Origin of the sequence: Pseudomonas sp. TJI-51, from assembly GCF_000190455.2 — a bacterium.
GTDB classification, from domain to species: domain Bacteria; phylum Pseudomonadota; class Gammaproteobacteria; order Pseudomonadales; family Pseudomonadaceae; genus Aquipseudomonas; species Aquipseudomonas juntendi.
This window is the reverse complement of the sequence record NZ_AEWE02000122.1, coordinates 30,214-42,968: the sequence shown is the minus strand read 5'-3', so window position 1 is coordinate 42,968 and position 12,755 is coordinate 30,214. Positions and strand designations below refer to the sequence as shown.

10 protein-coding genes and 2 pseudogenes are annotated in these 12,755 nt (G+C 63.5%); 6 read left to right on the top strand and 6 right to left on the bottom strand.

What is annotated here, in order from left to right:
* Both mreC and mreB read right to left on the bottom strand, forming a co-directional pair.
* Window positions 1–833, bottom strand: a pseudogene (mreC, locus tag G1E_RS23090) (rod shape-determining protein MreC); the annotation flags it as partial.
* Between the two features lie 240 nt (window positions 834–1,073).
* Window positions 1,074–2,111, bottom strand: coding sequence for a rod shape-determining protein MreB (gene mreB, locus G1E_RS23085; RefSeq protein ID WP_003255163.1), 1,038 nt, complete (start codon window positions 2,109–2,111; stop codon window positions 1,074–1,076).
* Window positions 2,112–2,316: 205 nt separating this feature from the next.
* Here mreB and gatC point away from each other — a divergent pair, with 205 nt between their 5' ends.
* The 5 genes and pseudogenes from gatC (at window position 2,317) to G1E_RS23060 (ending at window position 7,121) form a co-directional block, all read left to right on the top strand.
* Complete coding sequence (gatC, locus tag G1E_RS23080) at window positions 2,317–2,604, top strand: Asp-tRNA(Asn)/Glu-tRNA(Gln) amidotransferase subunit GatC (protein WP_003255165.1); 288 nt, start codon at window positions 2,317–2,319, stop codon at window positions 2,602–2,604.
* A 15-nt stretch (window positions 2,605–2,619) separates the two neighbouring features.
* Window positions 2,620–4,075 (top strand): annotated as a pseudogene (gatA, locus tag G1E_RS23075) (Asp-tRNA(Asn)/Glu-tRNA(Gln) amidotransferase subunit GatA).
* 11 nt (window positions 4,076–4,086) lie between these two features.
* Complete coding sequence (gene gatB / locus G1E_RS23070) at window positions 4,087–5,532, top strand: Asp-tRNA(Asn)/Glu-tRNA(Gln) amidotransferase subunit GatB (protein WP_009685165.1); 1,446 nt, start codon at window positions 4,087–4,089, stop codon at window positions 5,530–5,532.
* 110 nt (window positions 5,533–5,642) lie between these two features.
* A complete protein-coding gene (locus G1E_RS23065; protein WP_009685164.1) occupies window positions 5,643–6,017 on the top strand; it encodes a septal ring lytic transglycosylase RlpA family protein in 375 nt (124 codons plus the stop codon).
* A gap of 60 nt (window positions 6,018–6,077) precedes the next feature.
* Complete coding sequence (locus G1E_RS23060) at window positions 6,078–7,121, top strand: calcium/sodium antiporter (RefSeq protein ID WP_029888090.1); 1,044 nt, start codon at window positions 6,078–6,080, stop codon at window positions 7,119–7,121.
* Between the two features lie 77 nt (window positions 7,122–7,198).
* Here the strand turns inward: G1E_RS23060 and G1E_RS23055 are convergent, their stop codons facing one another.
* The 4 genes from G1E_RS23055 to G1E_RS23040 form a co-directional block, all read right to left on the bottom strand.
* Window positions 7,199–8,560 (bottom strand): amino acid permease, encoded by a 1,362-nt coding sequence (locus tag G1E_RS23055; RefSeq protein ID WP_009685162.1) that lies wholly within the window; start codon window positions 8,558–8,560, stop codon window positions 7,199–7,201.
* A 56-nt stretch (window positions 8,561–8,616) separates the two neighbouring features.
* The gene (locus G1E_RS23050) at window positions 8,617–9,558 is read right to left on the bottom strand and encodes an AEC family transporter (protein ID WP_047150136.1); all 942 of its coding nucleotides are present in this window, start codon (window positions 9,556–9,558) and stop codon (window positions 8,617–8,619) included.
* 152 nt (window positions 9,559–9,710) lie between these two features.
* Window positions 9,711–10,271: a response regulator transcription factor gene (locus G1E_RS23045; RefSeq protein ID WP_009685159.1), complete on the bottom strand. Its 561-nt coding sequence runs from the start codon at window positions 10,269–10,271 to the stop codon at window positions 9,711–9,713.
* Window positions 10,271–11,527 (bottom strand): ATP-binding protein, encoded by a 1,257-nt coding sequence (locus G1E_RS23040; RefSeq protein WP_009685158.1) that lies wholly within the window; start codon window positions 11,525–11,527, stop codon window positions 10,271–10,273. Before G1E_RS23040 ends, G1E_RS23045 begins: the two co-directional genes overlap by 1 nt.
* 201 nt (window positions 11,528–11,728) lie before the next feature.
* On the opposite strand from G1E_RS23040, the gene G1E_RS23035 reads away from it, so the two are divergent.
* Complete coding sequence (locus tag G1E_RS23035; RefSeq protein ID WP_009685157.1) at window positions 11,729–12,445, top strand: SIMPL domain-containing protein; 717 nt, start codon at window positions 11,729–11,731, stop codon at window positions 12,443–12,445.
* Window positions 12,446–12,755 lie beyond the last annotated feature (310 nt).

The following is a 12,755-nucleotide window of genomic DNA, read 5'->3' as shown; positions in this document are numbered from 1 at the left end:
CTGGCCGGCGGGCGCGGTGCCCTTGCGGTCGGCTTCTTCCTGGGCCATGGCAGCATCGGTGGCACGCTGCTCTGGGGTGCGCCGGTCACTGAACACCAACAGCATGTAGCGGCTGCGGGTGAGCGCGGCGGGGGGGGTGGCACGCACGATAGCGAACGGCTGGCCGGAGTCGTGGATCACTTCATTGACGGTGGCCACCGGGTAGCCGGCCGGGAAGCGCTGGCCCATGCCGGAACTGACCAGCAGGTCGCCTTCCTTGATGTCGGCAGTATCGGCCACATGGCGCAATTCCAGGCGCTCGGGGTTACCGGTACCGCTGGCGATCGCGCGCAAGCCATTGCGGTTGACCTGCACCGGAATGCTGTGGGTGGTGTCGGTCAGCAGCAGCACCCGCGAGGTATAGGGCATCAACTCGACCACCTGCCCCATCAGGCCGCGGGCATCGAGCACCGGCTGGCCAAGGAACACGCCGTCACGCTCACCCTTGTTGATCAGGATACGGTGCGTGAAGGGGTTGGGGTCGACCCCGATCAGCTCGGCCACTTCGACCTTTTCGTTGACCAGCGCCGAGGAGTTGAGCAATTCGCGCAGGCGCACGTTCTGCTCGGTCAGGGCCGCCAGCTTCTGCAGGCGCCCCTGGAGCAGCAGGGCCTCGGTCTTGAGCTTCTCGTTTTCGGCAATCAGTTCGGTGCGGCTACCGAACTGGCCCCCCCCCCCGCCACGCCCTGCCAGGCACGCTGCGGCAAGTCGGTGATCCAGTACGACTCCATCAGCACCAGGCCCATCTGGCTGCGCACCGGTTTGAGCACGTCGAAGCGCGCGTCGACAACCATCAACGCGACTGACAGCACCACCAGAACGAGCAGGCGAACGCCCAGCGAAGGGCCCTTGGAGAAAAGCGGTTTAATGGGCCGTTCCTCGTGGACGACTCAGGAGGTCATTGGACATGGGACAACGCACCAGCCTGGTTGCGGGTTGACGGATACGGCGCCCGTGTGGGCGCCAGCCCAGCACATACAGGTAGCACTGTGCGTACTACCTGTAAACCGGGCGCTCATGAACCGCGAGCAGGATCACTCGCTGGAGAGCAGGTCCATCGCGTGCTTGTCCATCATCTCCAGGGCGCGACCACCGCCACGGGCGACACAGGTCAGCGGGTCTTCGGCGACGATCACCGGCAGGCCGGTTTCCTGGGCCAGCAGCTTGTCGAGGTCACGCAGCAGCGCACCACCACCGGTCAACACCAGGCCACGCTCGGCGATGTCGGAGGCCAGCTCGGGCGGCGATTGCTCGAGGGCGCTCTTCACTGCCTGAACGATGGTCGCCAGCGACTCCTGCAGCGCTTCGAGCACTTCGTTGGAGTTCAGGGTGAAGGCACGCGGCACGCCTTCGGCCAGGTTACGGCCACGCACGTCGACTTCGCGCACTTCGCCGCCCGGGTAGGCAGTGCCGATTTCCTGCTTGATGCGCTCGGCGGTGGACTCGCCGATCAGGCTGCCGTAGTTGCGGCGCACGTAGGTCACGATGGCTTCGTCGAAGCGGTCACCGCCAACACGCACGGACTCGGCGTAGACCACACCGTTGAGCGAGATCAGGGCGATTTCGGTGGTGCCGCCACCGATATCGACGACCATCGAACCGCGGGCCTCTTCTACCGGCAGGCCGGCGCCGATGGCGGCAGCCATTGGCTCTTCGATCAGGAACACTTCACGGGCACCGGCACCCAGGGCCGACTCGCGAATGGCGCGGCGCTCTACCTGGGTCGATTTGCACGGTACGCAGATCAGCACGCGCGGGCTTGGCTGCAGGAAGCTGTTCTCGTGAACCTTGTTGATGAAATATTGCAACATTTTTTCGCAAACGCTGAAGTCGGCGATCACGCCGTCCTTCATCGGACGAATGGCTGCAATGTTGCCAGGCGTACGGCCCAGCATGCGTTTGGCTTCGGTACCGACGGCGACGACGCTTTTCTGGTTGCCATGGGTACGGATGGCAACAACCGAGGGCTCATTCAGGACGATACCGCGCTCACGCACGTAAATAAGGGTGTTGGCAGTACCCAGGTCGATGGAAAGATCGCTGGAAAACATGCCACGCAGTTTCTTGAACATGGGAAAGTGACCCTGGGGAAAGCGTGGGTAAAAAAGTGCGGCAAACTCTAACAATGGCAGGGATTTTGGGCAAGGAGCCAATATGTTAAATTGGCTGTTTTTCCGAGCACGCCAGCAGAAATTCGCGGCTGTTAGACCGCCAAAAAGCTGACATGTTCCTCACTGCGGACCTAAATTCCGTTCTTTGTTTCCCTTGGAGATCCCCATGGCGCTTGAACGCTGCGACGTGGAAAAGATCGCCCATCTGGCCCGCCTGGGCCTGAATGATGGCGAACTGCCACGCATTACCGACGCCCTCAACAGCATTCTTGGGCTGGTCGACCAGATGCAAGCTGTCGACACCACTGGCATCGAGCCTCTGGCTCACCCGCTGGAGGCCAGCCAGCGCCTGCGTCCCGACCAGGTCACCGAAAGCAACCAGCGCGACGCCTACCAGGCCATCGCGCCATCGACCGAAAGCGGTCTGTACCTGGTTCCCAAAGTCATCGAGTAAGGGATAGAGCCTGCCATGCACCAATTGACCCTGGCCGAGATCGCCCGCGGACTCGCCGACAAGTCGTTTTCTTCCGAAGAGCTGACCGGCACGCTGCTGGCGCGCATCAAGCAGCTCGACCCACAGCTCAACAGCTTCATCAGCGTCACCGACGAGCTGGCCCTGGGCCAGGCGCGTGCCGCCGACGCCCGTCGCGCCGCTGGCGAGACCGGCGCGCTGTTGGGTGCGCCCATCGCCCACAAGGACCTGTTCTGCACCAACGGCGTGCGCACCAGCTGCGGCTCGAAGATGCTCGACAACTTCAAGGCGCCGTATGACGCCACCGTGGTCGCCAAGCTGGCCGAAGCCGGCATGGTCACCCTGGGCAAGACCAACATGGACGAGTTCGCCATGGGTTCGGCCAACGAATCCAGCCACTACGGCGCGGTGAAGAACCCGTGGAACCTGGAACACGTGCCAGGCGGCTCGTCCGGCGGTTCTGCCGCGGCCGTGGCGGCGCGCCTGCTGCCAGCCACCACCGGCACCGACACCGGCGGGTCNNCCCCCCCCCCAGCCGGCGGCGCTGACCAACCTCACCGGCCTGAAACCGACGTACGGTCGTGTTTCGCGCTGGGGCATGATCGCCTACGCTTCCAGCCTCGACCAGGGTGGCCCACTGGCGCGCACCGCCGAAGACTGCGCCTTGCTGCTGCAAGGCATGGCCGGCTTCGACGCCAAGGACTCCACCAGCATCGAAGAGCCGGTGCCGGACTACAGCGCCAACCTCGGCGCCTCCTTGCAGGGCCTGCGCATCGGCCTGCCCAAGGAGTACTTCGGTGCAGGCCTGGACCCACGCATTGCCGACCTGGTGCAGGCCAGCGTCAAGGAGCTGGAAAAGCTCGGTGCCGTGGTCAAGGAAATCAGCCTGCCGAACATGCAGCACGCCATTGCCGCGTACTACGTGATCGCACCTGCCGAGGCCTCGTCCAACCTGTCGCGTTTCGACGGTGTGCGCTTCGGCTACCGCTGCGAGGCGCCCAAAGACCTGACCGACCTGTACAAGCGTTCGCGTGGCGAAGGTTTCGGCGTTGAAGTCCAGCGCCGCATCATGGTCGGCACCTACGCCCTGTCGGCCGGCTACTACGACGCGTACTACGTGAAGGCGCAACAGATCCGCCGCCTGATCAAGAACGACTTCATGGCCGCCTTCAACGAGGTTGACCTGATCCTTGGCCCGACCACGCCGAACCCGGCCTGGAAGCTGGGCGCCAAGAGCAGCGACCCGGTCGCCGCCTACCTCGAAGACATCTACACCATCACCGCCAACCTGGCAGGCCTGCCGGGCCTGTCGATGCCCGCGGGCTTCGTCGACGGCCTGCCGGTCGGCGTACAGCTGCTGGCGCCGTACTTCCAGGAAGGCCGGTTGCTCAACGTCGCGCACCGCTACCAGCAAGTGACCGACTGGCACACCCGTGCCCCCAACGGCTTCTGAGGAGTTCACACATGCAATGGGAAGTTGTGATCGGGCTGGAAATCCACACTCAGCTCGCCACCCAGTCGAAGATCTTCTCCGGCAGCGCTACCACCTTCGGCTCCGAGCCGAATACCCAGGCCAGCCTGGTTGACCTGGGCATGCCGGGCGTTTTGCCGGTGCTGAACCAGGAAGCCGTGCGCATGGCCTGCATGTTCGGCCTGGCCATCGATGCCGAGATCGGCAAGCGCAACGTGTTCGCGCGCAAGAACTACTTCTACCCGGACCTGCCCAAGGGCTACCAGATCAGCCAGATGGACCTGCCGATCGTCGGCAAGGGCCACTTGGACATCGCCCTGGAAGACGGCACCATCAAGCGCATCGGGGTCACCCGCGCGCACTTGGAAGAAGACGCAGGCAAAAGCCTGCACGAAGACTTCAGCGGCTCTACCGGCATTGACCTGAACCGCGCCGGCACACCGCTGCTGGAGATCGTGTCCGAGCCTGACATGCGCAGCGCCAAGGAGGCCGTGGCGTACGTCAAGGCGATCCACGCACTGGTGCGCTACCTGGGCATCTGCGACGGCAACATGGCCGAGGGCTCGCTGCGTTGCGACTGCAACGTGTCGATCCGCCCGAAAGGCCAGGCTGAATTCGGTACCCGCTGCGAGATCAAGAACGTCAACTCGTTCCGCTTCATCGAGCGTGCCATCAACAGCGAGATCCAGCGCCAGATCGACCTGATCGAGGATGGCGGCAAGGTGGTGCAGGAAACCCGCCTATACGACCCGAACAAAGATGAAACCCGTTCCATGCGCAGCAAAGAGGAAGCCAACGACTACCGTTACTTCCCCGACCCGGACCTGCTGCCGGTCGTGATCGAAGACAGCTACCTCGACAGCATCCGCGCTGCCCTGCCCGAGCTGCCGCCGCAGAAGGTCGAGCGCTTCCAGCGCCAGTACGGCCTGTCGGCCTACGATGCCAACGTGCTGGCCTCCAGCCGCGAACAGGCCGACTACTTCGAAGAAGTGGTGAAAATTGGCGGTGACGCCAAGCTGGCCGCCAACTGGGTCATGGTCGAACTGGGGAGCCTGCTGAACAAGTTGGGCGTGGAGATCGACCAGGCACCGGTCAGCGCTGCGCAACTGGGTGGCATGCTGCTGCGCATCCGCGATAACACCATCAGCGGCAAGATCGCCAAGACCGTGTTCGAAGCCATGGCTGGCGGTGAAGGCGATGCCGACAGCATCATCGAAAGCAAAGGCCTGAAGCAGGTCACCGACACCGGCGCAATCGAGAAGATGCTCGACGAAATGCTGGCCGCCAATGCCGAGCAGGTGGAACAGTACCGCGCGGCTGATGAAGCCAAGCGTGGCAAGATGTTCGGCTTCTTCGTCGGCCAGGCCATGAAAGCCTCCAAAGGCAAGGCCAACCCGGGGCAGGTGAACCAAATGCTCAAGGCCAAGCTCGAAGGGTGATTGTTTTGTCCCTGTAGTCCTGCGAGGGCTTCGCCCTCGTTCGCGGGCATGCCCGCTCCCACAGGTACAGCGCCGACCTGTGGGAGCGTCGCACTAGGAGAGCACCTGACTTGCTAAAACGATCCCTCGGCACCCTCGCCCTGTTTTCGTTCCTGGCCGGCTGCGCCAGCCATGACATCGACCCGCGCGGTTACGACCAGACCGGCACCGCTTCCTATTACGGCTCGCGCCACCACGGCAAACGCACCGCCAGCGGCGAACCGTTCAACCAGCACGGCTTTACCGCCGCCCACCGCAGCCTGCCGTTTGGCAGCCGCGTTCTGGTGACCAACATGGCCAACCAGCGCAGTGTGGTGGTACGCATCAACGACCGTGGCCCGCATACCCGCGGCCGGCTGATCGACCTGTCACGCGCCGCCGCCGAAAAAATCGGCATGCTGCGTAGCGGCACAGCGCGGGTGCGGGTACAAGGGCTTAGCGACTGACGCGACAGGAGTTCGACCATTTTCGACTTGGCCACCCTTCCCACTTTCAGCCTGCTGCAACTGGGCACAGCCCTGCTGTTGCTGGTAGGCGGCGCCGAACTGCTGGTGCGCGCAGCCCTGCGCCTGGCGCAGCGCCTGCACGTGCGCCCGCTGATCATCGGCCTGAGCCTGGTCGCCTTCGGCAGCACCGCACCACAGTTGACCGTCAGCCTGCAGGCGGCCTACCAGGGCGCGCCGGATGTAGCGGTCGGCAGCGTGGTCGGCAGCAATATCTTCAATGTGCTGGTAGTGCTCGGCCTGGCCGCATTGATTATCCCACTGCGGGTTTCGCGCCAGTTGGTACGCCTGGACATACCGCTGATGATCCTCGCCAGCGGCCTGGTCTACGCACTGTGCGCCAACGGCCAGCTGGGCCGGTTCGAAGGCGGGTTGCTGTTGCTGGGCCTGGCCGGCTACCTGGCCATGCTCTGGCACCAGTCGCGCCATTACGCACGCACCTACCCTGCCCCCGATGCCGCCCAGGCCAGCGCCGGGCGCTTCTGGCCAGCCACCGTGCTGCAGGTGCTGTTCGGCCTGGGCCTGTTGACCCTGGCAGGCCACTTGCTGCTTGAAGCCGCCGTCGAGGTGGCCACCGACCTGGGCCTGTCCGAGCGCGTCATAGGGCTGACCGTGGTCGCTGTGTGCACCTCCCTGCCGGAATTGGCCGCTGCCTTGATTGCGGCCCTGCGGGGCGAGCGGGAGATCGCCGTGGGCACGGTCATTGGCAGCAACCTGTTCAACCTGCTGGCGGTGCTGGGCCTGACCGCACTGGTGACCCCACAGCCGCTGTCGATTTCACCCAATGCACTGTCGTTCGACCTGCCCGTGATGCTCGGCGTTGCCGTACTGAGTATGCCGGTGTTCTATTCCGGCTACCGCATTACCCGCGCCGAAGGGCTGGTCTTCCTGTGCCTGTACCTGGCTTATGGCCTGCACGTCGCGGCCTTCACCATGGGGCTGCCGCTGGCCGGCCGCCTTGAGCGGCTGATGCTGTTCTACGTGCTGCCGGTACTGGCCCTGGTGCTGCTGTACACCACCGTGCGCGCCTGGCGACGGCAGCACTGAGGGGCATGGATAGGCGACGCGCCAGGGCCACCAGGCGGCGAAAGGCTGGCGGCCTGCCCCTCACGCACAAGCTCGACTCAGTACTTCGCCTGGCGAGCCTTCTTCAGCTTGAAGGCCACCCACAGCGCGGCAATCCATGCCGGTATCAGCATCACTGAAATGCGAATCGGCGGGGTCAGGTACATCACCACCAGGATCAACACGATGAATGCCAGGCACAGGTAGTTGGTCAGCGGGTGCCCCAGGCTCTTGTAGAACGGGGTGATGCCCGCGGCCAGCTTGGCTTTGCGGAACTTCAGGTGGGTGATGCTGATGCTCGCCCAGTTGATCACCAGCGCCGATACCGCCAGGGCCATCAACAAGCCAAAGGCCTCGCCCGGCATCAGGTAATTGATCACTACGCACAAGCCGGTGGCGAACGCCGATACCCCCAGTGCGGTCAGGGGCACGCCGCTGCGGCTGACCTTCAGCAACTGGCGCGGCGCATCGCCCTGGCTGGCCAGGCCGAACAGCATGCGGCTGTTGGCATACACGCAGCTGTTGTACACCGACAGCGCCGCGGTAAGCACCACAATGTTGAGAATGGTGGCCACAAGGTCGCTGTCCAGTTCGTGGAAGATCATCACGAACGGGCTACCGCCTTGCACCACCTTCTGCCACGGGTACAACGACAGCAGCACGGCCAGCGCGCCGATGTAGAAAATGAGGATACGGTACACCACCTGGTTGGTGGCCTTGGGAATGCTCTGGCGCGGGTTGTCGGCCTCGGCAGCGGTAATGCCCACCAGCTCCAGGCCGCCGAACGAGAACATGATCACCGCCAACGCCATCACCAGGCCGCTGACGCCATTGGGGAAGAACCCGCCGTACTGCCACAGGTTGGCTACGCTGGCATCGGCGCCGCCCTGCCCGCTGCTCAGCAACCAGGCACCGAAGCCGATCATGCTGACAATGGCCACCACCTTGACCAAGGCGAACCAGAACTCCATTTCGCCATAGACCTTTACCTGGGTAAGGTTGATCAGGTTGATCACCACGAAAAAGATCGCCGCAGTGGCCCAGGTCGGGAATTCCGGCCACCAGTACTGCACGTAGATACCCACAGCCGTGAGCTCGGCCATGCCGACCAGCACGTACACCACCCAGTAGTTCCAGCCCGAGACGAAACCGGCGAACTCGCTCCAGTACTGGTGGGCAAAATGGCTGAAGCTACCGGCAACCGGCTCTTCCACCACCATTTCACCCAACTGGCGCATGATCAGGAAGGCCATCAGGCCGGCGATGGCGTAACCCAGCAGTACCGATGGGCCAGCCAGCTGGATGGTCTGGGCGATGCCCAGGAACAGCCCGGTACCGATGGCCCCACCCAGCGCAATCAGCTGGATGTGGCGATTCTTCAGCCCGCGCTGTAACCGCTCGGGCGTGCTCTGGTCTTGCATGAAGTGTCCTTTAGCTCAGTGAGGCAGTGCTGTTGCTGTTGTTTGCAGTCGAGGATCTAGATCCATCCGCCCCACTGCAAGATGAAAATACCAATGTTGGTGGTGATTGCTGCCATCAACGTGGTGATCACGATGATCGACGCCGCCAATTGGTGGTTGCCGTTGGCCGCGCGCGCCATCACGTAGCTGGCGGCCGCCGTCGGGCTACCGATGTACAGGAACAGAATGCCCAGCTCCGCGCCGCGAAAACCACACAGCCAGGCACCCAGAGTGCCGAGCAGCGGTAACCACACCATCTTCACCAGGCTGGCATCGATGGCCAGGCGGCCACTGTCGCGCAGTGCCGCCAGCGACAGGGTGCCGCCGATGCAGATCAGCGCCAGTGGCAGGGTCATCTGCGCCAGATAGTCGCCTGAAGTGAGCAACCAGTTGGGCAGCGGCACCTGGCCGTAGGCCATCGGGGTGGCGACCAATACGCTGATGATCAGCGGGTTGCTGAAAATGCTCTTGCAGATGCTCCAGGGGTCGGACTTGAGGTCCGGGCTGTACACCGCCAGCACCACCGCGGACAGCGAGTTGTACATGAGGATGACCACGCCGGCGAGTACCGCCCCCAGGGAAATACCATAGTCCCCGTACAGGCTGGCGGCCAAGGCCAGGCCAATGACGCCGTTGTTGCCGCGAAAGGCGCCTTGGGCATAGATACCGCGATCGGCCATGGGGCTGCGCCAGATAGCCATGCCCCAGGCAAGGGCGAAGCCGATCAGGGTCGCGACGATGAAGTACAGGATGACACCGGGCTGGACCGCCGTAGCCAGGTCAGCGTGGTAGATGCCCAGGAACAGCAGGGCCGGCATGCACACGTTGAACACCAGCTGCGAAGCGACCTGGTTGAAGTTGTCGTCGATCAGGCGAATGCGTTTGAGCAGCACGCCCATGAACAGCATGGCGAAAACCGGTGCCGTGATATTCAGCGTCTGGATGAGAAGGGCGAGCATGCGCTAGCGATCCTGGAGGGGTTGCCGTCAGGTGGCAATGATACGCCAACAGCCGGGATTTGCGGGGATCGCGGGGTGTTACAGATAAATTTCTGTCCACACCGGCCCTATCGCCAGCTTGCCAGCGATGGGGCCGGTACAGGCAATATGAATCAGCGCCGAACCGGACGCTTCTGCAGTTTGCGCTGCAAGGTCCGCCGGTGCATGCCCAGCGCCCGTGCGGTGGCCGAAATATTGCCATCGTGCTCGGTCAGCACACGCTGGATATGCTCCCACTGCAGGCGGTCGACCGACATCGGGTTTTCCGGCACCAACGCGTCCAGGTCGGTGTGCTCCGACAGCAACGCCGCCAGCACGTCGTCGGCATCAGCCGGTTTGCACAGGTAGTTGCAGGCGCCGCGCTTGACCGCCTCCACCGCTGTGGCAATGCTCGAATAACCGGTCAGGATCACCACGCGCATTTCCGGGTCCAGCTCCAGCAGCTTGGGCAGCAGCACCAGGCCGGAGTCGCCGTCCATCTTCAAGTCCAGCGTGGCGTAGTCCGGCAGGTCCTGCTGGGCCAGGATCAAGCCCTCTTCGGCGGAACCGGCAATGCTCACGCGGAACCCGCGACGGCTCATGGCGCGCGCCATGACCCGGGTGAAGGTGGCATCGTCATCCACCAGCAGCAGGTGCGGCAGCTCTTCGCTCTCGACCTGGTTTTCTTCGCTCATCATTCATCTCCTCGCTTGCCATAGGGCAGGCGCAGTTCGGTCAGGGTGCCACCCTGCTCATGACTATAAAGTTTTACCGAACCGCCCGCACGGGTCACGCTGGCCTTGCTCAAGAACAGGCCCAGGCCGAAACCTTTGCCCTTGGTGGTAATGAAGGGTTTGCCGATGGCTTCGGCAATGGCCGGCGGCACGCCAGGGCCATGGTCGCGGATGCTGATCACGATATCCTGAGCGTCCCAGTCAAGGCGCACTTCAAGGTCATCGGGGCAGGCATCGGCCGCATTGTTCAACAGGTTCAGCAGCGCCTGGGTCAGGTCCGGTGGCGGGGTCAGGCGCGGCACCTGGCCGTCACGCAGGCGCTGGAAGCGGTAGCTGCTTTCCGGGCGCATCAGGTGCCAGCGGTTCAGCGCTTCGTCCAGCCAGGCGGTGACATCCTGCTCGACCACCGCCAGGCGGCGGTTGGCTTCAGCGGCGCGTACCAGTTGCTGCAGGGTTTCCTTGCACAGCTTCACCTGGTCCTGAAGGATTTGCAGGTCTTCCTGCAACAGCGGGTCGGTGTGGTCCTGGCGCATTTCATTGATCAGCACACTCATGGTGGCCAGCGGCGTACCCAGCTCATGAGCGGCGCCGGCGGCCTGGGTGGCTACGGCCAGCAACTGCTCGTCGCGCAGGCTTTCTTCACGCCGCTCGGAGCGCAGTTGCTCCTGGCGCCGCAGCTCTTCAGCCATGCGTGCCGCGAAGAAGGTGATCACCGCCGCCGCCAGGGCAATACTCAGCCACATGCCGTACACCTGCATCTTGTCCCGCGCCATGGGCAGGCCTTCGAGCGGGTAGAACTGCACCAGCAGCAAGCTGTAGGCGGTCAGGGCGATACCGGACAGGATCAGCGAATACAGCCACGGCAGGGTCACTGCGGCAATGGCCAACGGTACCAGGTAGTAGGACACGAACGGGTTGGTCGAGCCGCCGGAGTAATACAGCAAGGCACTGTGGATCAACAGGTCACAGGCCAGCTGCAGGGCGTATTCCATTTCGGTGACGGGCACCGACAAGCGCAGGCGCAGGGCGGTGAAGGCACACAGCAGCGACGACAAGGCCAAGGTACCGGCCAGCGATAGCCAGGGTAAGGGCAGCAATTCGGTCCAGTAGGCGACACCGACCGAGCCGGCCTGGGCAGCCAGAACCAGCACACGAATGACGGTCAGGCGCCAGAGGTTCTGGCGGGTAGCGGACAACGGTTGTACGGCGGCGAGCATGAGCTCTCCTGATGAGTGCTCCAGAAAATCGGCTGGAGTATACCGAAGCCGGGCCCCCTGCTGCAGCGCTGCGGCAAAGCGCCACACTTTGTCACACTGTCATGATGGCACTGTTGAACCCACTACACTGATGCCGGTCTGATTGGCCATGCGTGGCATGGATGACCAGCGCCCACGCCTTTTATTGCCAAGGAGTACCACATGCACATTCCACGTCACGGCGCCGCCCTGATCATGTCTTGCGGCCTGCTCGCCAGCCTGCCGGCACTGGCGGCCGATGAACCGCGCTACAACCAGGTATCGCTGCGCGCCGAGGTCAGCAAGGAAGTGGCGCGCGACCTGATGGTCGTGACCTTGTATAGCGAAGCGCAGAACAGCGACCCCGGCAAGCTCGCCAAGCAGATCACAGAAACCATGAACAAGGCCGTGCAGCAGTCGCGCCAGGTCAAGGATGTGAAGATCAGCCAGGGCAGCCGCAACAGCTACCCCGTTTACGACAGCAAAGGCCAGAAGATCACCGGCTGGCGTGAGCGCGCCGAGCTGCGCCTGGAAAGCGCCGATTTCCCGGCCCTCTCGCAACTGACCGCCGACCTGCTGCAAGAGCTGAAAATGGGTGGCATGGACTTCTCCATCGCGCCGGCCACGCGCAAGTCCAGCGAAGACGAGCTGCTCAAGGATGCCGTGGATGCGTTCAAGGCCCGTGCACAACTGGCCACGCAAGCCTTGGGCGGCACAGGCTACAAAGTGGTCAGCCTGAACCTGAACAGCAGCGGCTACCCACGGCCGTACCTGCGCAGCGCCCCCATGGCCATGAAGGCCATGAGCGCAGATGAAGCGGCGCCGGCGCCCGACATCGAAGCCGGTACCAGCGAGGTGAGCATGAATGCTGATGGGTTGATTGAAGTGCAGATGCCTTAAGCAACTAGCGCCGGTCTCGGCGGCCTGGGGTCGCGACGGGCCGGGGGCGCTCCCCTGCTGTAGCAGTGTGCTGCACAGGGGGCCGCTGCGCGCGGCCCATCGCGACGCAAGGCCGCTCCTACAGGGGCCGTGTGGGGGCTGAAAAAAGCGTTTCAGACCTTTCTTACGCACCGTTCAGGTGCATCCTACAAAATTCCCGCCTCGAAACACCTCGAAAAAAGCCATCATTTTGCCCACGCAAACGTTTAACTTCGCCGAAAGTTATAGCGATGCGACATCCATGTACGTTCGTGCCACATTTCCGGCGCCA

What these genes read in the sequence shown, in the direction of transcription:
- mreB (WP_003255163.1), bottom strand. Translation starts at nt 2,111, where the DNA reads ATGTTCAAGAAACTGCGTGGCATGTTTTCCAGCGATCTTTCCATCGAC.
- G1E_RS23055 (WP_009685162.1), bottom strand. Translation starts at nt 8,560, where the DNA reads ATGCAAGACCAGAGCACGCCCGAGCGGTTACAGCGCGGGCTGAAGAAT.
- G1E_RS23050 (WP_047150136.1), bottom strand. Translation starts at nt 9,558, where the DNA reads ATGCTCGCCCTTCTCATCCAGACGCTGAATATCACGGCACCGGTTTTC.
- G1E_RS23045 (WP_009685159.1), bottom strand. Translation starts at nt 10,271, where the DNA reads ATGAGCGAAGAAAACCAGGTCGAGAGCGAAGAGCTGCCGCACCTGCTG.
- G1E_RS23035 (WP_009685157.1), top strand. Translation starts at nt 11,729, where the DNA reads ATGCACATTCCACGTCACGGCGCCGCCCTGATCATGTCTTGCGGCCTG.
- gatB (WP_009685165.1), top strand. Translation starts at nt 4,087, where the DNA reads ATGCAATGGGAAGTTGTGATCGGGCTGGAAATCCACACTCAGCTCGCC.
- gatC (WP_003255165.1), top strand. Translation starts at nt 2,317, where the DNA reads ATGGCGCTTGAACGCTGCGACGTGGAAAAGATCGCCCATCTGGCCCGC.
- G1E_RS23040 (WP_009685158.1), bottom strand. Translation starts at nt 11,527, where the DNA reads ATGCTCGCCGCCGTACAACCGTTGTCCGCTACCCGCCAGAACCTCTGG.